This window comes from Pseudovibrio sp. Tun.PSC04-5.I4 (assembly GCF_900104145.1).
Taxonomy (GTDB): Bacteria; Pseudomonadota; Alphaproteobacteria; order Rhizobiales; family Stappiaceae; genus Pseudovibrio.
Genome location: NZ_FNLB01000006.1, coordinates 102,460 through 120,115, shown reverse-complemented (window position 1 = coordinate 120,115; position 17,656 = coordinate 102,460). Strand labels below are relative to the sequence as shown.

16 protein-coding genes are annotated in these 17,656 nt (G+C 49.1%); 6 read left to right on the top strand and 10 right to left on the bottom strand.

Features of this window, described 5'->3' with window-relative positions:
* Nucleotides 1–25: 25 nt before the first annotated feature.
* The 3 genes from BLS62_RS05585 to BLS62_RS05575 all read right to left on the bottom strand — a co-directional run bounded on the left by BLS62_RS05585 (nt 26) and on the right by BLS62_RS05575 (nt 5,463).
* Nucleotides 26–1,273 carry a hypothetical protein gene (locus BLS62_RS05585; protein WP_093178010.1) on the bottom strand — a complete coding sequence of 416 codons (1,248 nt, stop codon included), beginning with the start codon at nt 1,271–1,273 and terminating at the stop codon, nt 26–28.
* 336 nt (nt 1,274–1,609) lie between these two features.
* Nucleotides 1,610–4,279 carry a bifunctional acetaldehyde-CoA/alcohol dehydrogenase gene (gene adhE / locus BLS62_RS05580; protein WP_093178008.1) on the bottom strand — a complete coding sequence of 890 codons (2,670 nt, stop codon included), beginning with the start codon at nt 4,277–4,279 and terminating at the stop codon, nt 1,610–1,612.
* A gap of 542 nt (nt 4,280–4,821) precedes the next feature.
* Complete coding sequence (locus tag BLS62_RS05575) at nt 4,822–5,463, bottom strand: pseudouridine synthase (RefSeq protein WP_093178005.1); 642 nt, start codon at nt 5,461–5,463, stop codon at nt 4,822–4,824.
* Between the two features lie 151 nt (nt 5,464–5,614).
* Between BLS62_RS05575 and BLS62_RS05570 the strand changes: the two genes are divergently transcribed.
* Nucleotides 5,615–5,974 (top strand): cupin domain-containing protein, encoded by a 360-nt coding sequence (locus BLS62_RS05570; protein WP_093178003.1) that lies wholly within the window; start codon nt 5,615–5,617, stop codon nt 5,972–5,974.
* A 244-nt stretch (nt 5,975–6,218) separates the two neighbouring features.
* Nucleotides 6,219–6,500, top strand: coding sequence for an SCP2 sterol-binding domain-containing protein (locus BLS62_RS05565; protein WP_093178001.1), 282 nt, complete (start codon nt 6,219–6,221; stop codon nt 6,498–6,500).
* A gap of 74 nt (nt 6,501–6,574) precedes the next feature.
* Here the strand turns inward: BLS62_RS05565 and BLS62_RS05560 are convergent, their stop codons facing one another.
* Nucleotides 6,575–7,216 carry a TetR/AcrR family transcriptional regulator gene (locus tag BLS62_RS05560; protein WP_093177999.1) on the bottom strand — a complete coding sequence of 214 codons (642 nt, stop codon included), beginning with the start codon at nt 7,214–7,216 and terminating at the stop codon, nt 6,575–6,577.
* Nucleotides 7,217–7,313: 97 nt separating this feature from the next.
* Here BLS62_RS05560 and BLS62_RS05555 point away from each other — a divergent pair, with 97 nt between their 5' ends.
* Together BLS62_RS05555 and BLS62_RS05550 are read left to right on the top strand one after the other, a co-directional pair.
* Nucleotides 7,314–8,117 carry a response regulator transcription factor gene (locus tag BLS62_RS05555; RefSeq protein ID WP_093177997.1) on the top strand — a complete coding sequence of 268 codons (804 nt, stop codon included), beginning with the start codon at nt 7,314–7,316 and terminating at the stop codon, nt 8,115–8,117.
* Between the two features lie 255 nt (nt 8,118–8,372).
* Nucleotides 8,373–9,125: a hypothetical protein gene (locus tag BLS62_RS05550; RefSeq protein WP_093177994.1), complete on the top strand. Its 753-nt coding sequence runs from the start codon at nt 8,373–8,375 to the stop codon at nt 9,123–9,125.
* On the opposite strand, the gene BLS62_RS05545 is transcribed toward BLS62_RS05550, so the two are convergent.
* The 6 genes from BLS62_RS05545 to BLS62_RS05520 form a co-directional block, all read right to left on the bottom strand.
* Nucleotides 9,096–9,536, bottom strand: coding sequence for a Fur family transcriptional regulator (locus BLS62_RS05545; RefSeq protein WP_093177991.1), 441 nt, complete (start codon nt 9,534–9,536; stop codon nt 9,096–9,098). The two genes, BLS62_RS05550 and BLS62_RS05545, sit on opposite strands and share 30 nt — an antisense overlap.
* A 17-nt stretch (nt 9,537–9,553) precedes the next feature.
* A complete protein-coding gene (locus BLS62_RS05540) occupies nt 9,554–10,369 on the bottom strand; it encodes an iron chelate uptake ABC transporter family permease subunit (protein ID WP_093177989.1) in 816 nt (271 codons plus the stop codon).
* Nucleotides 10,362–11,114, bottom strand: coding sequence for an ATP-binding cassette domain-containing protein (locus BLS62_RS05535; RefSeq protein WP_200798579.1), 753 nt, complete (start codon nt 11,112–11,114; stop codon nt 10,362–10,364). The genes BLS62_RS05540 and BLS62_RS05535 overlap by 8 nt, the downstream gene beginning before the upstream one ends.
* Nucleotides 11,115–11,292: 178 nt before the next feature.
* Nucleotides 11,293–12,477, bottom strand: coding sequence for a mannonate dehydratase (uxuA, locus tag BLS62_RS05530; RefSeq protein WP_093177984.1), 1,185 nt, complete (start codon nt 12,475–12,477; stop codon nt 11,293–11,295).
* A gap of 59 nt (nt 12,478–12,536) precedes the next feature.
* Nucleotides 12,537–13,301 carry an FCD domain-containing protein gene (locus BLS62_RS05525; protein ID WP_093177981.1) on the bottom strand — a complete coding sequence of 255 codons (765 nt, stop codon included), beginning with the start codon at nt 13,299–13,301 and terminating at the stop codon, nt 12,537–12,539.
* A gap of 14 nt (nt 13,302–13,315) precedes the next feature.
* The gene (locus BLS62_RS05520; RefSeq protein ID WP_093177979.1) at nt 13,316–15,115 is read right to left on the bottom strand and encodes a glycoside hydrolase family 2 protein; all 1,800 of its coding nucleotides are present in this window, start codon (nt 15,113–15,115) and stop codon (nt 13,316–13,318) included.
* A gap of 660 nt (nt 15,116–15,775) precedes the next feature.
* Here BLS62_RS05520 and BLS62_RS05515 point away from each other — a divergent pair.
* Together BLS62_RS05515 and BLS62_RS05510 are read left to right on the top strand one after the other, a co-directional pair.
* Complete coding sequence (locus BLS62_RS05515; protein WP_093177976.1) at nt 15,776–16,300, top strand: TRAP transporter small permease; 525 nt, start codon at nt 15,776–15,778, stop codon at nt 16,298–16,300.
* A gap of 11 nt (nt 16,301–16,311) precedes the next feature.
* A complete protein-coding gene (locus BLS62_RS05510) occupies nt 16,312–17,634 on the top strand; it encodes a TRAP transporter large permease (protein WP_093177973.1) in 1,323 nt (440 codons plus the stop codon).
* Nucleotides 17,635–17,656 lie beyond the last annotated feature (22 nt).

Genomic DNA, 17,656 nt, shown 5'->3' with positions numbered 1-17,656 from the left:
AAACTCCGGGTTATTGTTTGTACTATCAGGGCGCATACATTGTTATTGTTGCATCTGGAGCTCTGGCGGGACCATTAAAACTAAGCCAATATCGGCCTTCCGCCACACCCGGCTCTGGGAACATAAACTCGAAATAGTTTGTCCCGTCCGATGAAAAACTCATACTGTCATCCGGGCCGTAGTCCCCCGTAACCAATCTGCAATCTGAATTGTAGCAGTACCTGAATCTGTTGTTCTCAAACATCTCCAGCTTAGATACGTTTCCGGGTTGCTGCATTTTGGTTGTGGCGTTGTTCCAAACCCATGAACCGGAAAAGGCGAGAGATGGTGTTTGCGATTGAATTTGTGGTTTGGGCATATGGGCTTGTCCAACCGGGGGCTGACCGCCTGTTTGCAAACACTCCTTGATCTTGAGCAGAGCAGCTGCGGATCCCTTCAGTCGAACGACATGAGAGGCTCTGCCATGCTCAATTGTAAGTTTGCGACCCTTGGCAATATCTTCAATAAATTCTGGTGCAACCTGGGTGGCTGCCCATCCACTGCCGTTGGAAAAGAACTCCGCACCATCTCCTTGACCATCCAGAATAATTCCGCCATTTTTCGTCCCGTTGCCAGTATAGGGAACTCCCAGCAGCCATTCGCTCCCGTTGGACATGATCCGCAGCGTTCCGTTTTTGCGTCGCACCTCCGCTGAACAATAGGGTGTTCCTCTATCATCGTAGCCCGTGCGTACTGTCCAGCCACGGACAGTCCCGTAATTGCGCTCACTTAAATCTTTGGGTTGGCGGTTTGCTTTCTGCTTAGGTTTTGCGCCACGATTTGCTGCACACTCCATTGCCTTTCCGATGGCGGCAGAGGATCCTTTCAACGACCAAACTTGTACACCACGATCTAACTGCATCATAAACTGGCGTTCAACCCGTAAAGAATTGAGAAAACCGGCGGGTATAGCTGCACTCGCCCAGCCGTCCCCATCAGTGTTGAATTGCAACACTTCATTGAGCTGGTAGAATCCAATGTCCCCCATAACGGGTCCCTGCTCATAAAAGGGTGCCCCGATTTGCCAGTTCTGCCCATCAGTCGCAATCCGCAGACTGACACTGCTGTTATCTGTGTCTGCCGCACAATAACTGAACTGCCCTCGATCTTTGACCGTAGTGATTTGCCACCCGCCTTGTTTGGCGTAAGCAACTTCTGTGGCAGAGGCTAACGAGGTGTGCGCTCCTAAGAGCAGCAAAAATGAGATTATAATTGAAAATAAACGATTTATCATACAGTACACCTGAAAATATATTGTCCAGTAGAGTAACAATTGAACTTAAGAGTATTGGTTTCATGATTATCTGAATGAGAGGTTGTATCAACGACTAACTTCAGGCTGTAGAAATAAAAATTTATCTTGATGGTTACATAATTCAGAATCAGATTAATCGTCCGACTTAACCGACATCTCAGTAAAATTTTGTTGATGCCTTAATGTATCGACCTAACTCTAAGTTAAATTTGTGCACGATACATACCTTGCACTTATCTCATACAAAAAGGCCCAGGTTTCCCCGGGCCTTTCTTTTCGAGCCGCAATGCTAAGCTTGCAGGATTGCGTTGAGGCTTAAGCTTTCGCTTTGTTCACCTTTTTCGCTTTTTCCTGCGCAAGATCTACAACATCCTCCGCGCGGCCCTCTACATAAACGCGACCGTAGTAGCCATCGAGAAGGAGCTGTTTGATTTCGTCAATCAGCGGGTAGCGTGGGTTTGCGCCGGTGCACTGGTCATCAAATGCTTCCACTGCAACTTCGTCGATTTTTGACATGAACTGCTCCTCGGAGATACCGAGGTCTTTGAAGCCTTCCGGAATATCGAGAGCAGTCTTGATGCTTTCAATCCACTCAACCAACTTCTCAACCTTTACATCACGGCTGTCGCCAGCTGCAACAAGGCCAAGATGTTCTGCAATTTCACCGTAACGACATTTCGCTTGTGGGCGAGCGTACTGAGAGAATGCAGTCTGCTTGGTTGGGTTATCATTGGAGTTGTAGCGGATCACGTTACAGATCAGCATGGCATTTGCCAGACCGTGTGGAACGTGGAACGCTGCACCAATTTTATGGGCAATGGAGTGACAGACCCCGAGGAAGGCGTTCGCAAATGCGATACCTGCAATGGTGGCACCGTTGTGAACCTTCTCACGAGCGTTCGGAGATGCGGCACCCATTTCGTAGGATTCTACAAGGTTCCCTTTAAGGAGTTTGAGAGCCTGAAGTGCCTGACCATCTGAGTACTCGTTTGCCAGAACAGAGACATAAGCTTCTGTTGCGTGAGTGATGGCGTCAATGCCGCCAAACGCTGTCAAAGACTTAGGCATGTTCATGACAAGGTTCGCATCAACGATCGCCATGTTTGGTGTCAGCTGGTAATCGGCAATTGGGTACTTCATGCCGGTTTCATCATCGGTAACCACTGCAAACGGGGTTACTTCAGAACCGGTACCAGAGGTGGTTGGAATCGCAACCATCATGGCTTTCCCGCCCATTTTCGGGAATTTGTAGATGCGTTTGCGGATATCCATGAAGCGTAGTGCAAGATCAGCAAAGTCAACTTCTGGATGCTCATAGAGAACCCACATGATCTTTGCAGCATCCATAGGTGAGCCACCGCCGATTGCGATAATCACGTCTGGTTTGAAGGCTTTACAAAGTTCAGCACCCTTGCGGACGATGGACAGAGTTGGATCAGCTTCAACTTCATAGAAAACAACTGTTTCCATGCCCATGCTTTTGAGAACACGAACAGTCTCATCAGCGTAGCCATTTTTGAACAGGAAGCCATCGGTTACGATCAGAGCGCGTTTTTTGCCTTCAAGATCGCCAAGAGCGATTGGCAGACAACCACGGCGGAAGTAAATGGATTCAGGTAGTTTGTGCCACAGCATGTTTTCTGCTCGCTTAGCAACGGTCTTTTTGTTGATCAGGTGCTTTGGACCAACGTTCTCACTGATGGAGTTACCACCCCAAGACCCACAACCCAATGTGAGGGATGGTGCGAGAGAGAAGTTGTAAAGATCACCAATACCGCCATGGGAGGCTGGGGAGTTGATGAGAATACGGGCAGTCTTCATACGACGGCCGAATTCTTTCACACGGTCTGCACAACGGTCCTGATCAGTGTAGTACACTGAGGTGTGACCGATGCCGCCCATGGTGACGAGTTTTTCGGCAATACCGCATGCATCTTCAAAGCTCTTTGCTTTGTACATTGCCAGTGTTGGAGACAGCTTTTCGTGCGCGAATGGCTCAGCTTCACTGGCTTCTGTGACTTCGCCGATCAGGATTTTGGTGCCTGCTGGAACCTTTATGCCTGCCATTTCAGCGATTTTTGGTGCTGGCTGACCTACGATTGCAGCGTTGAGGCCGCCGTTTTTTAGCAGAATATCTTTAACAGCCTGCAGCTCCTTGCCTTTCAGGATGTAGCCCTGGTGGCTGGAGAAGCGTTCTTTAACCTGCTCGTAGATTTCTTCTACAACGATAACAGACTGCTCAGATGCACAGATCACGCCGTTGTCGAATGTTTTGGACATGAGAACAGAAGCAACAAGGCGCTTCACGTCTGCGAACTCATCAACCACAACAGGGGTGTTACCTGCGCCCACACCAATTGCTGGCTTACCGGAGGAGTAAGCAGCTTTCACCATGCCCGGGCCACCGGTGGCGAGGATCAGGTTGATCCCGTCATGTTTCATCAAAGCATTAGAGAGTTCCACGGTTGGAACGTCAACCCAGCCGATAATATCTTTTGGTGCGCCAGCTTTGACCGCGGCTTCCAGAACGATACGAGCAGCTTCGTTGGTTGCCATTTTTGCGCGTGGGTGCGGGCTGAAGATGATACCGTTACGGGTTTTCAAAGAAATCAACGCTTTAAAAATAGCGGTGGATGTTGGGTTGGTTGTTGGAACAATGCCGCAGATGATGCCAATTGGTTCTGCAATAGTGATGGTACCAAAGGTGTCATCTTCTGCGAGGATACCGCAGGTCTTTTCGTCTTTGTATTTGTTGTAGATGTACTCGGAAGCAAACTGGTTTTTGATAACCTTGTCTTCCATCACGCCCATACCCGTCTCTTCAACCGCCATGCGGGAGAGTGGGATGCGAGCATCCGCAGCAGCTAAAGCCGCCGCGCGGAAGATCTTGTCTACCTGCTCTTGTGTGTATGTAGCGTAGACTTGTTGCGCTTTTTTAACACGGGCAACAAGGGCGTCTAATTCTTCGCGATTAGTGACAGGCATTCTCTTCTCCGTAGGCAAATCCGAAGCAGAAACGTGACAAATTATCGATACTTGTCACAAAACAGCTTAAGGGAGGAAACCGCTCTTCCGTTCGACAAGAGTATTATTGGGTCATATTGCGGTCTAGACGTGTGACTTAAGTCAAAAACCTGAGATATATGAATAGGATGTCATAAAACTAACGTTTCAAATCCATCGGTTTGTCATTTCCATAACCCATATTTCGTTCTTGCGCCGGACGCTTCTGCTAATTGCATAGCCTTGCATACATTTTCACTCCCCACTCCTCGTGATATATAAATATAATATCAAAGAGTTAGATAGGAAGATCCGAACGTTTTCAAAGAGTAAGATGGGAGCCTGTCAAATTACAGGACAAGTTGCCTGACTCATTTTTGTGAGGAGAATGATACTGGCTTAATAGACTGGTAGTTTCACCTAAGGCCTGTGGATTTCACATATTTGGGGAAGATTAATGGTAATTACGCGTAGATAACATGACTCATTTTTACAAATTTCATTCCTGCAATGCTGAGTCGTACTTATCTGAGTTTCATAAACGGACAGACCGCCGTGAATGTGTTGTACTCGCCCCCATTGGGATGACGTATTTCCAAGGCTTGCGCGTGAAGGTGCAGCCGTGGCGCGAAATTCAGCGCCTCCCCTTCCGCATAGAACCGGTCGCCGACGATGGGATAGCCCAGCTCCAGCATATGCACGCGTAATTGGTGCGACCGGCCTGTGATCGGTGTCAGTTTGACCAGAGTTGTATTCTCTTCTCGCTCCAACACGTCCCAATGGGTTTGCGAGGAGCGACCCAGTTCGTGATCTACGATCTGTTTTGGACGATTTGGCCAATCGCAGCGCAACGGTAAATCAACCTCACCTGCATCGTTTGCAGGATGGCCCCATATACGTGCGATATAGGTTTTGCGAGTCATACGTTTTTCAAACTGAAGCCCCATGTGACGGTGGGCATTTTTATTCATAGCCATAACAAGAAGGCCGGACGTGTCCATATCCAACCGATGCACGGTGGTTGCGGTTGGATAAATGGATTGAGCACGCGTCTCCAGACAGTCCTTATGCGCCTCCACACGGCCCGGAACACTCAACAGACCACTGGGCTTATTGAGAACCAACAGATCATCATCGTGATGAACGACCTCAAGGAAAGGTTCCATTGGAGGGCTGTATATAAAAGGAGGGCATAGACTAATCATGGGGCGCTTATAACGGGTCATTTTCAAAGGTCAACGGATACACGCCAGCATGGTGTTGCGGTGCGGCTGTTCCATCCCATATATGAGGCCTGTTCAGATTATGAGGTTTTGTATGGTTGGAAATTTTAATTCAGAGTTTGAGCAAGTTACGGATTATTGGTCGCCAAAAATCGTGGCTCAAGTGAATGACCAGTATGTTAAAGTTGCAAAAATCAAAGGTGATCTGGCCTGGCATAAACACGATGAGGAAGATGAGCTCTTTTATGTTGTAAAAGGGAGTGTCACTATTGAATATGAAGGTGATGCTGTCACGCTCAACACTGGCGACTTTCACGTGGTACCAAAAGGTAGGATGCATAATCCGGTCGCGCAGGAAGAATGCTGGATTGTCTTGGTCGAACCTGTTGCAACAAAACACACGGGTGATGTCATCATAGAGAAAACAAAGTCCATCACTGACCAGTTAGCTTGAATTTACGTGTATTCTTATCCGAAAATCTCGAAGCAAATTCGGGAAGCCGCTTTCACGATCCAACCTATGCAGTAGGTGGTATCCCGAATAAGCGCAATCTGATGACTTTACAATTGGTGATGGCTCGATTACGCTTACGTTAACCGGGTGCCTGATGCGTAATACTTAGTGAGCTTTGTAGGACACTCTAGGCATCTGCCCGAATTTATCAAACACCGTAATATCATAGATGGAGGGAACAAATATGGGAATTGAAGCAGTCGCAAATGACCTGAAAGGTCGCGTGGAATCCAGCGATTTTGAAAACTCAATTAAGTTTGACTGTGGCGAAGATGGCGTTCTGGTGATTGATGGGAACTCCATCTCCACAGACAACAAAGACGTTGACTGCACCATTGGTGTTTCCTTCGAGGATCTTCAGTCTCTGGTTGCAGGCGATCTGGATCCAACAGCTGCATTCATGCAGGGCAAGTTCACCATTGATGGTGACATGAGCATTGCAATGAAGCTCAGCCAGCTGATGTAACAGGATCGACAGATCTAGATAAACCCAAGCATCCGAGCCGCCAGCTCGGGTGTTTTAACGTACTAAAGTCTAATCTATTTTTGGGGACTTTGCTCGACCAGCTGCTGAATAAAGCCGGCCCACTGCTCAATATAGGCCTGCTTTTCATGCTCACTCATGAACAAACCATCCGCACTGACCAATCCCGTCATCAAACAACGAGACGCAGTAATCAGCATTCTTGCCGTTGCCTGACTGATGAAGACACTCTCAAATACAGCGAGAATTCTATCATCTGTCACTTTCGCGAAATTGTCGAAGGTTGGCTTGATGCGGCGGCGCAACGCTTCTTCTGTTCGCGCTGCAACAAGAATTTCGATCATGGTGAGATACTCAGGAGAGTTCGCTTGATTCGTCCACCATTTGATAGTCAGCTCAGCAATTCTCCTTTTATCCTCACGGATTTCGCTCAACCATTCGAGTGTTAGACGAACGGACTTGGCGAGCAATCTCTCCAGCACAAAGACCATCAAGTCCTCTTTTGTGGGAAAATGATGCTGCAGCGCACCCTGAGAAAATCGTGTCCTTTCAGCGATTTTCTTAATAGATGCACGGTGATAGCCAATTTCATGCAAACAGCTTATGGCGGCAAGAAGGATCTCCTTACGCATGCGATCACTCTTCTCTGCTTGAGTTATTTTTCGCGTTTCGCTGATATCTTGAAAATTATTTTCCATGGCCCCTCACAACAACACTTGTAAAAAAACCATATGCATGTATTTTTTTCAAGAGATACGACGAAACACGTAGTGCATAGTTTAAGGAGGAAAAATTATGTATCGGGAGCGTCAGACAACTGTTGGAACCCTAGGGGAGAAGGTTTCCATGCACACCGTTATTATTGGTGATCCACATCCGGCATTTTCCAGAGCACTTGCGAGCATCTACTCCAATGAGTGCCATGGCGTGAATGTACTTGTGACCAAAAGTTACTCTGAGCTGCAGACTTGGGTAGAACTTCACCCTTCCGCAATTGTACTCGTGAACCCACGCATGAAAGGCGCGCCAGGTCTTGGCACCGCGTCCGCCTTGCTGGAAACCTATGAAATTTCCAGTCTCGTTATGCTATTGGAACAGGATAATCCTGGTCTTTCCGAGTACTTCATCACACGCGGTGCCAGTGCTGCCATTCCGAAAACAACGGATTTTTCAGTCTTCAAAGCGATCCTGACCGGTGGCTCGGCTGTGGTAAGCGCCGAACCTGAAGAAGCGCAGACTGCATTTAGCGTCGACTTCTACGAGGGCCTCGCCAATCTGACACGCCGTCAGGCAACCATTTTGACTTATCTGAAAGAAGGTAAGCTCAATAAGCAGATCGCGCATGAGCTTGGCATTTCAGAGGCAACTGTGAAACACCACGTTTCTGCACTCCTGAGCACACTGGGTTTCTATTCGCGCTCTCAGCTGGTTGCCATGATCAATGATCTTGGTATCAACGTGGATTATCGCGGTGGCAACCGCAAAGCGAACCGCGGCAAAGCCAGCGCTCGCCGTGTTGCAGGCTACAAGATTGCTGGCCCTGGTGCAGCGACAACGCCTGCAACATCGTTACAGCCAACATTTATCACAGTCCCTTAAACCTTAGCGGCTGTTCCTCTGCGGTGAGAAAGATGTTCCCTTATCGCAGAGCATCCTCCTTTTTAGTGTAGTGCGCTCCAGCAAACTCAGACCCAGCAACTGAGTTTGTTGTAGCGCACGTGCCACAGGCACCACATTGTTTTCTTAAATAAGCTATTTGCATGCTCCCCTCACTTGCCGCTACGTCATTATATCCGCATTATTGATTTGTCCGCACCCAAGACGGATTTTCAACATCATGAGGACTAGAAGACTGTGCAGCCAAGCGATTTTGCCAGTTTAAGCGACCTTGAGGTCATTTGGAGCGATCACGGCGGAACTTGCCCGATCCCCACGCGCATCCTTGTTGCTTCCGATCTATTGCTGAGCATTGGCCCTTGCCCCGACAGGGAGTTTGATCTGGCTTTTCAGCGTGTATCCGGAGCGTTGGTTCTTGCTTATGGCGACCCACTTTACAATGGTGGTTTGCGGGTTATTGAAGACGGGCTTGAGACTTCTGATGTGCCTTCCTCTCTGGCTTTCACGTCAAAGCATAAAGGTCACTTCAACATCATCAGCCATGAAACTTTTTATAATGATGAGAACGCGCTGTATGTGCCGTTTCGCAATATCAGCGAGATTGACCCAGACGGAGACATTGAGAGCTTATTCGGGGATTACTCCCCCTGCATCTTCCTGCGCTATGTGGTGAGTGAGCGAACACAATCCTTCCCGGATATGTTTGTGAAGCTGGCTCAACACGCTACAGGGTTGCAGGTGTGTAGCAAAGATCGCTCTTTGTTGTTCTCAAGCCTCTCGGAGCTGAGACGAAAACTACCCAGCGATATGGTGCTCGTTGATGGTAGCGGATTTGGTGGGAAAGCCTCAAAAAAATCTGAGAAAAAGCCTCTGCTCTATACGACCAACTGGATATCGCGAGAATTGATAGAGCCTGCGGAGCTGCGCCACACAGAGAGTGAAGTGCCGAGCCTATTTGATCTACGCCGTCGTTTTTCCCTCAGCTCCTGAGCAGCATTCAGGGTTGCTTTGGCAGGATGAGCAGGTTCCCTTAATCTCGATGGATGTGCTTTTAGCTACAAATCCGTTGGCGGTGGCCCATCTGCTTAAAAATTCAGCGACATCAGTATCCGCAAATTCCAGCGCTTTGCCGCAGGATTCGCAGATGGCAAAGCCAACCATCTCGACCGAGTGACAGGCAGGATGTGCGCAGGCCACAAAGGCATTCATGCTCTCCAACCGGTGGACAGCACCCAAACCAATGAGTTTATCCAGCGCACGGTAGACCTGCAACGGCGCGCGCAGTCCTTCTGTGCGGAGCTGGTCTAAAATAGAGTATGCGCTCATAGGAGCTTCAGAGGCGCACAGCAGATCCAGAACAAGGCGCTGATTTTTCGTTAGCTTCAATTCTGCGGTTGCCATTGTTTTATTCTTTCACCTCACTGCTTTCGCTCTGTTCCCAATATCCTGCTTATGAGGCTGGATGCAAACAGTGAAAGCAGAAATAAACACATGCCAGCCACCACGATGGATGGACCTGAGGCACTGTCAAACTGCAATGAGCCCTCTAAGCCCAGCACGACACTGGCAACGCCAATCAGCGAGGACGCAATCGCCATTTGCTCCGGTGACTTTGCAAACCAGCGCGCTGTGGCTGCCGGAATGATCAGGAGAGCTGTAATCAACAGAACGCCGACAATCTTCATTGCGATGGCGATGATTGCAGCCATCATGATCATGAAGATCAGTTGAGTTCGTTCAGGGTTGAGCCCTTCGGCTTCAGCCAGCTCTCTATTCACGGTGGATGCCAATAATGGGCGCCATAGCAGGTAGAGCAGAACAAGGATTACCGCTGCGCACACATAAATGGCAATCACGTCGACTGTGCCAACAGCGAGGATGTCGCCAAACAAAAGCGACAGCAGATCAAACCGCACAGACCCCATAAAGGCAATCAGTACCATTCCAAGCGCAAGTGCAGAATGTGAAAGCAAGCCCAAGAGGGCATCTGTTGAGAGTGACCCGCGTTTTTGCAGAAAGAGAAGACACAGGGAAACGGTTACGGTTACACCAATCACGCCGACCATCAGGTTGATATTGAGCAGGAATGCCAGCGCTACACCGAGCAGTGCTGAATGAGACATAGTGTCGCCGAAGTAAGCCATGCGCCGCCAGACTACAAAACACCCGAGCGGGCCACTCACCAGAGCCAGACCGATCCCTGCAAGCATGGCGCGTACAATAAAATCATCCATGAGTGCTGCAATCTCCATCATCGTCGTGTGTGTGCATGACTGTTCCGTCAGCAAGGTGTTTGTGATCGTGATGGTGGTGATAAATCGCAAGGGACTCGGCTGCGGTATCCCCGAATAGCTGTTTGTAGGCTGTTGAAGCAGCCACGTGTTCAGGCGCACCGCTGCAACAGACGTGGCCGTTGAGGCAGACCACTGTATCGGTTTGCGTCATCACCACATGAAGATCATGGGAGATGAGAAGAATGCCGCAATTAAGCTCATCCCGGATTTTTAGAATCAGATTGTAGAGTGCAATTTCACCTGCATAATCCACGCCCTGAACCGGTTCATCCAGCACAAGCAAATCCGGTTTGCGGAGGATCGCCCGTGCGAGCAAAGCTCGTTGATATTCACCGCCAGAGAGTTGCTGAACATAGGAACCGGCTAACCCGGAGATACCGGTTTTCTCCAATACAAGCGCAATTTCATCTTGTGTTGGTTTGGCGGTCAGGCTCATCAACCGGCGGACCGTCAGCGGCATCGTCCAGTCAATGGTGAGCTTTTGCGGAACGTAGCCAACTTTGAGGTTGGGTTTGCGTTTGATGGAGCCTGCATCGGCTTTCAAAACACCCAGAGCTGTTTTTGCGGTGGTGCTTTTGCCAGCGCCATTTGGCCCGATAAGCGTAACAATCTCGCCAGATTTAACGCTAAGCGAGATGTTTTGAATTAACCAGCGCCCTTGCCGTTTAATCCCAACTCCGTCCATTTCAATTAGCTGCACGCCGAAATCCTCTGCTGACCGCAGGTGTATTCAAGAAAGAGCTGCAATGTATATGTTATGTAATAATATTACACAAATAAATCCGACGTGATTTCAACAGACACAAAAAAGGGCCGAGAAAAGATCTCGGCCCTGCAGACGTTTTGTGAAGAAAAAACGAACGTCAGGATGCTTTGCGGAGGGCGCGTACTGCGGTTTCAACACCGCGTAATTCTGCCAAGCCACGCAGGCGACCAACTGCCGGGTATCCGGGAGCGGATTTCATCTGCAAGTCCGACAACATGGCATGGCCGTGGTCTGGACGGAACGGAATGAGATCTGTCCAGCCTTCCGCTTTGCGGCGCTCTTCTTCATCCACTAGCGCAGAAATTACGCCGACCATATCCACGTCACCAACCAAGTGATCTGCTTCATGGAAAGAAGACGGGTTTTCTTCCCGTTTGGTTGCGCGAAGGTGTACAAAATGGATGCGATCGGCGTAGCGTTTGACGATACCTACAAGATCATTATCAGCACGAACACCGAGAGAGCCAGTGCAGAATGTGAAACCGTTCTCCGGTACATCCACTGCCTTTGAGATATACTCGTAATCAGCTTCCGTAGAACAAATGCGTGGGAGACCCAGCAGTGGGCGCGGTGGATCATCCGGATGGATTGCCATCACAGCGCCTTCCTCCACACAAACCGGGATGACTTCCTGCAGGAACAATGCAAGGTGAGATCTCAGTTTGTCTGCATCAATACCGTCGTAACACTCCAAGTGCGCCCGAATGTCTGCAGGAGTGTAGGATTCTTCTGACCCCGGCAAGCCGGCAAGAATGGTCTTGACCAGACCGTCTTTATCTTCCTGACTCATCCCTTCAAACACAGCAGTTGCGCGTGCAAGTTCATCAGCAGAATATTCTGCTTTTGCGTTTGGACGTTCCAGAATGAAGATGTCAAAGGCTGTGAAGACATCTGCATCAAAACGCAGGCACGTTGCACCCGTTTCCAGCTCATACGCCAGATCTGTGCGGGTCCAATCCAGGATCGGCATGAAGTTGTAGCAGATTTTTGTGATGCCACAGGCAACCAGATTACGGATCGATTGCTTGTAAGTCTCAATGTGCTTTTCAAAATCACCAGAGCGGGTTTTGATATGTTCGTGGACCGGAATACTTTCTACAACGGACCATACCAAGCCCGCTGCTTCAATTTCAGCTTTGCGCTTTTGTATTTCGTCAACTGGCCACACGTCTCCATTGGGGATGTGATGCAGTGCAGAAACAATGCCCGTTGCCCCTGCCTGACGAACATCTTTGAGGGTAACCGGGTCGTGAGGGCCATACCAGCGCCAAGTCTGTTCCATGTTTAGCTCTTTACTTTTCTAACTCTTGGGGCAGAAGCCCTTGTTTAAAAATTCAAATACTATTTCTTTGAATGGGCCACAGCAGCCAGTGGGTCCGTGTCAAACAGGTACGCATCAAATGAGGGATCATCGACATCCGACAACTCCAACAATGTCTGGCGCACATTTTCCAAGTGCTGCCACATGGCTTGTCGTGCCATTTGCGGATCCCGGCATTGCAGCGCTGTCAGGATTGCCTGGTGATCATCCAACCACTTGACTTGGTAGCCTCTGTCGAAGATGCGATGATGCAACTGCTCCCACATGCGTGAGCGTTTGCGCAGGTTCCAAAGGTGTTCGACTGATTCAGTCAGAACAGTGTTCTGACTGGCCTGAGCCACAAGCCGGTGAAATTCCTCATCAGCCACATAATTGCTGGTGTCGGACTCCAGCTCTTCCCGCTCCCGTTTCAGCGTTTCGCGCATTTGTACGATATCCGCTTTGGTGGCCATGGTTGCAGCGAATGCAGCAATATTGCTCTCCAAAAGCTGACGCGCTTGCAGCAGCTCAAATGGCCCGATGTCCTGTTCCAGAGCAACTTCAGGTGCGTCACCAGCAGGAAGGCGCACCACATAAGTTCCAGAACCTTTTCGGACATCGACAAGGCCCTGCACTTCCAGCATGATCATAGCATCGCGCACCAATGACCTGCTCACACCCAGATCCTCGGAGATCTTGCGTTCCGTTGGCAGGCGGTCACCTATTGCATAGGCTCCGTTGGCAAGGTCGCAGACGAGCTCTTCTGCAACATCCTGATAGCGTCTTCTGTTGGTGTCCACGGTCATAGCGCAATCCAGATTCAGTTATTGGCTTTCAGCTCAGCATAAAAATCTGAGAGCAGTTTGAAGGCGGTTTTTTTTGTTTTTTTATCTGAGGCGATTAAGCCTTTGCGGTTCCAGCCTTGCTGGAAAATGTTTTGGCGGCGTTCCACCCGGAAATCGTAAAGGATCCATGGGGAGATCCCTTTTACGAATTCGCGCTGACGTAATGTAGCGATCTGTTTTTGATAGACCTCTGCCATATAATCTTCGCTGAAGAAGCCTTTTTCGATTTTGCCGTCTCCGATGTAGCCATCAGCGCCGGTTTCTGAAATCACCACAGGTTTGCCGGGATCCGAGTTGTCGAGGAAGTCGATCAGATCCTCAAAATTTTCCTCATACCACCCATAGTATTCATTGATACCGACGATATTGATGTACTGAATCAGGCGGTCTTCAATGCGGTTTTTGGCGTGGTTGACGAGACATGCAGCAGAGGTGAGACGGGTCGGGTCCATCTCATGTGCTGTATCAATGAGGCTCTTCATAAACGACAGGCGCTCATCAGTATCCGGGTTCTCATTTCCAACAGACCAGATGATCACGGAGGCACGGTTTCTGTCGCGCTTGATCAACTCCCGCAGCTGATTGCTTGCATCCTTCAAGGTCGCAGGGTTCTTGAAATCAATTGCCCAGTAGACGGGTATTTCTTCCCACAACAGGACGCCTTGCTCATCAGCCATTTTTGCTGCGCGTTCATCGTGCGGGTAATGAGCAAAGCGCATAAAGTTGCAGTTCAGCTCTTTGGCATGTTTGAACCGTTGGGCGAGATCTTCATCGAGCAACACTTTGCCGGTGAATTCATCGTCCTCATGAACCGAAATTCCACGCATGAAGATCGGTTTGCCATTGAGAAGAACATCGGTGCCGATTTGCTCGATCTGGCGGAAGCCAATCCTATCTGAGATCTGGTCATCGCCTAACGAAGCGCGTGCATTATAAAGCTTCGGGTTTTCAGGAGACCAAAGCTCAGGCTTTGCTGAGATGATGACCTTGCCCTTGCCCTCATCGTCAACAATGACCTGAGCCTTGATCTCCAACTCTTCGATCTCAACACATACAGATGTTGTGATCGGACCATCAACTTGCAGCTCAACCGCAATTTTTTCGTAGGAGCCGTCTGGCACCAAATAAGCAAAGAAATCTGAGATGAATGTTTTGGGTGTACGATACAGTTCAACACTGCGATATACACCGCCGTAATTGAACCAATCCGTATTACGCATTGGAACGCGGTCAAGCGTGCGTGTGTTGTTCACGCATAACATGAGCCAGTTGCGGCCTGTTTTCGCATGTCCTGTCAGTTCCACATTGAAAGGTGTAGAGCCGCCGTAGTGGTTACCGAGGAACTCGCCGTTGAGGAACACCTTACAATCATATTGTGCTGCACCAACACGCAGGAATAAGCGCTCATCTGCTGGAAGTTCATCCAAGTCGACTGGACGGGTGTACCAAGCGCTGCCTTCAAAGAAATACCATTTTTCTTTGAGCATGGACCAGCACGAAGGAACTGGCACAGTTTCGCCAAGGTAGGGATCGTAATCGTAAGGTTCTGTTCTGCCTTCCGGTGTTTCCGGTTTGAGGCTGAACCACTTTTGCCGTAGGCCTGTGTCCAACAAATCAACGCAGAAATTCCAGTCACCATTCAGCGATTCAGCAGTGCGACCACTGGTGAATATCAACGTATCACTGTTCAGATTCTGCTTGTTGAAGGGGACATCGTAGTCCTCATCATGCAAACAGGCCAACCCGTTGTCAGCACCTTCCATACGCTCCAGCATCACTGAACCTCTTTGACCAACGCCAATTCATGTTTGTTAGGACTTCCGTCCAAGTTGGTTGACCTCTTTGAGCTTACAGGGTTTTGAAGTCTATCTTGTGCATTTGAAATTCGCATTCAGATCAATCGAGCCACAGACCTTAGCATTGCGAGGCCTTCCTCGTTCGAGGTTGGTTCACTCCAAAATTTATTTCCAAATCAACTATTTGCTTTATATGGATAAAATGTATAGTTGAATGCGTTTTTGCTACCTCAAAATCCTGTTATTTTAAAATACTTCTCCAAATTAAGTGGCCGATGGAAGCAGGTTCACCAAGGGTGTCGAGGCAACTCTGTGAGCCATTGCAGTCATCTATTAATCAGAGACAGAAAGAGCGCAGATCAACCAAACCCTCTCTCCACGTCACCCACATTTCTACAAAACTGCGACATTGTCAAACCATTTTATTATATTGGTTGACCAATAATCAAAAATCAGCAATTATTTATCAAATGGAATATTTGAATAGATTCACGCGATACTGGTAATTCTACGGATATCGAACTGAATTTACGCTAGAAATACAATATATACCGAGGCTTACCTTGGATAAATTGGTCGCCCAGTAGCGATTCACTCGCCATACTGTGCCCGCGCCCTTCACTTACACAGGGAAATAAAATGCAAGCGCTGACCAAAGTTGTTAACACGATCCTGAAGACCGTCACCGTGTCGGTTTTTGTGGTGCTCGTGATGTGTGTGGTTTGGCAAGTGTTCTCAAGGTATATCCTTGGCACCCCAAGCACAATTACGGACGAGCTTGCTCGTTTCATGTTCATGTGGATTGGCCTTATTGGCGCAGCCTATACGCTGGGAATGCGCCGCCATCTGGCAATTGACCTTCTCACCGGCTCTTTGGTTGGCAAGCGCAAGCTGATCTCCGATTACTTTATCGTTCTGGCAATCGCCTTCTTCTCAGGCTTGGTCATGTTCTATGGTGGTGGTCAGCTGGTTCTCAAAACCCTCGCAAACGGTCAAGTCTCACCGGCCCTGCGTATCCCGATGGGATACGTCTACGCTGCCATTCCATTCTCCGGGGCCATCATGCTGTTTTACTGCGTGGAGTTCTTCCTTGGTCTCGTCAACGGCACTGGCACTGGTCCTAATGACCAAATGCCTGAAGACGCCGATGCAGCTGCGAAATAAGAGATAGTCACATGGATTTTTTAAGCAGTGAACTTCAAAGCGGCCTCATTCTTTTCGGCGTTTTCGGCGCATTGGTAACTTTTGGTGTGCCAATTTCGTTCGCGATCGGACTGGCTGCGACTGCGAGCATCACCTTCCTGATTTCTTTCGATCAGGCAATTTTTGTTGTCTCTCAGAAGATGGCAAGTGGATTGGACAGCTTTACTCTGCTGGCTATCCCGTTCTTCATTCTTGCTGGCAACATTATGAACTCGGGAGGCATTGCAAGGCGCCTCATTGAGCTTGCCAAAATCGTGGGCGGACGCTTACCGGGCGCTCTGGCACACGTGAACGTGCTCGCAAACATGTTGTTTGGCTCAATCTCCGGCTCTGCTGTGGCGTCTGCCGCTGCGATTGGTGGCATCATGTCTCCGTTGCAACGCAAAGAGGGCTATGACCCTGCTTTCTCAGCGGCGGTGAACGCAGCTTCTTGTCCAACCGGCATGTTGATCCCCCCTTCTTCAACGCTGATCGTTTACTCTCTGATCTCAGGTGGCACCTCTGTTGCGACCCTGTTTGTTGCTGGGTATCTGCCAGGCATTTTGATGGGTCTGAGCGTGATGCTTGTTGCGGGCATTATTGCAGCGAAACGCGGCTACCCACTCATCCCACTGCCAAGTTTTAAAGAGATCCTTTTCAAGATTGCTGACGCGTTTTTGCCGTTGCTGCTGGTCTTCATCATCATGGGCGGCATTATTGGTGGTGTGTTTACGGCGACTGAAGCTTCTGCCGTTGCTGTGGTTTACACACTGATCCTTGCCATCGGCGTTTACCGCGAAGTTAAAATCACCGAGCTTCCGACCGTCATTCTGGAATCTGCCATCACAAGCTCAATCGTACTGTTGCTGATCGGCTGTTCCATCGGCATGTCCTGGGCGATGACCTTTTCCGACATTCCGTATGCCATTGGCGAAGCGTTAGCGAACGTCTCTGATAACCCATTCATTATCATGCTGGTGATCAACCTCTGCTTGCTGGTGATTGGTACCTTCATGGACATGACCCCAGCTCTGCTGATCTTCACACCGATCTTCTTGCCGGTGGCAACTGAGTTAGGTATGGATCCGGTCCACTTCGGTATCATGATGACCTACAACCTGTGCATCGGCATCATCACTCCACCTGTTGGAAGTGCGCTGTTCATCAGTTGCTCTGTTGGTAAGGTTGCAATTCAGGATCTGATTAAGCCAATGCTGCCATTCTATGCAGCGGTGATCACCATCCTGATGCTGGTGACGTTCATTCCTGAAATCAGCTTGTTCCTGCCACGTCTTATCCTTGGGTACGGCGGATAGGGATCTCCACGTTTACAACCAT

Coding starts and splice junctions, on each gene's coding strand:
- BLS62_RS05565 (WP_093178001.1), top strand. CDS start 6,219: ATGGGAATTGAAGCAGTCGCAAATGACCTGAAAGGTCGCGTGGAATCC.
- BLS62_RS05575 (WP_093178005.1), bottom strand. CDS start 5,463: ATGGAACCTTTCCTTGAGGTCGTTCATCACGATGATGATCTGTTGGTT.
- BLS62_RS05525 (WP_093177981.1), bottom strand. CDS start 13,301: ATGACCGTGGACACCAACAGAAGACGCTATCAGGATGTTGCAGAAGAG.
- BLS62_RS05570 (WP_093178003.1), top strand. CDS start 5,615: ATGGTTGGAAATTTTAATTCAGAGTTTGAGCAAGTTACGGATTATTGG.
- BLS62_RS05545 (WP_093177991.1), bottom strand. CDS start 9,536: ATGGCAACCGCAGAATTGAAGCTAACGAAAAATCAGCGCCTTGTTCTG.
- BLS62_RS05510 (WP_093177973.1), top strand. CDS start 16,312: ATGGATTTTTTAAGCAGTGAACTTCAAAGCGGCCTCATTCTTTTCGGC.
- BLS62_RS05535 (WP_200798579.1), bottom strand. CDS start 11,114: ATGGACGGAGTTGGGATTAAACGGCAAGGGCGCTGGTTAATTCAAAAC.
- BLS62_RS05540 (WP_093177989.1), bottom strand. CDS start 10,369: ATGGATGATTTTATTGTACGCGCCATGCTTGCAGGGATCGGTCTGGCT.
- BLS62_RS05515 (WP_093177976.1), top strand. CDS start 15,776: ATGCAAGCGCTGACCAAAGTTGTTAACACGATCCTGAAGACCGTCACC.
- BLS62_RS05585 (WP_093178010.1), bottom strand. CDS start 1,273: ATGATAAATCGTTTATTTTCAATTATAATCTCATTTTTGCTGCTCTTA.
- BLS62_RS05520 (WP_093177979.1), bottom strand. CDS start 15,115: ATGCTGGAGCGTATGGAAGGTGCTGACAACGGGTTGGCCTGTTTGCAT.
- BLS62_RS05560 (WP_093177999.1), bottom strand. CDS start 7,216: ATGGAAAATAATTTTCAAGATATCAGCGAAACGCGAAAAATAACTCAA.
- uxuA (WP_093177984.1), bottom strand. CDS start 12,477: ATGGAACAGACTTGGCGCTGGTATGGCCCTCACGACCCGGTTACCCTC.
- BLS62_RS05555 (WP_093177997.1), top strand. CDS start 7,314: ATGTATCGGGAGCGTCAGACAACTGTTGGAACCCTAGGGGAGAAGGTT.
- adhE (WP_093178008.1), bottom strand. CDS start 4,279: ATGCCTGTCACTAATCGCGAAGAATTAGACGCCCTTGTTGCCCGTGTT.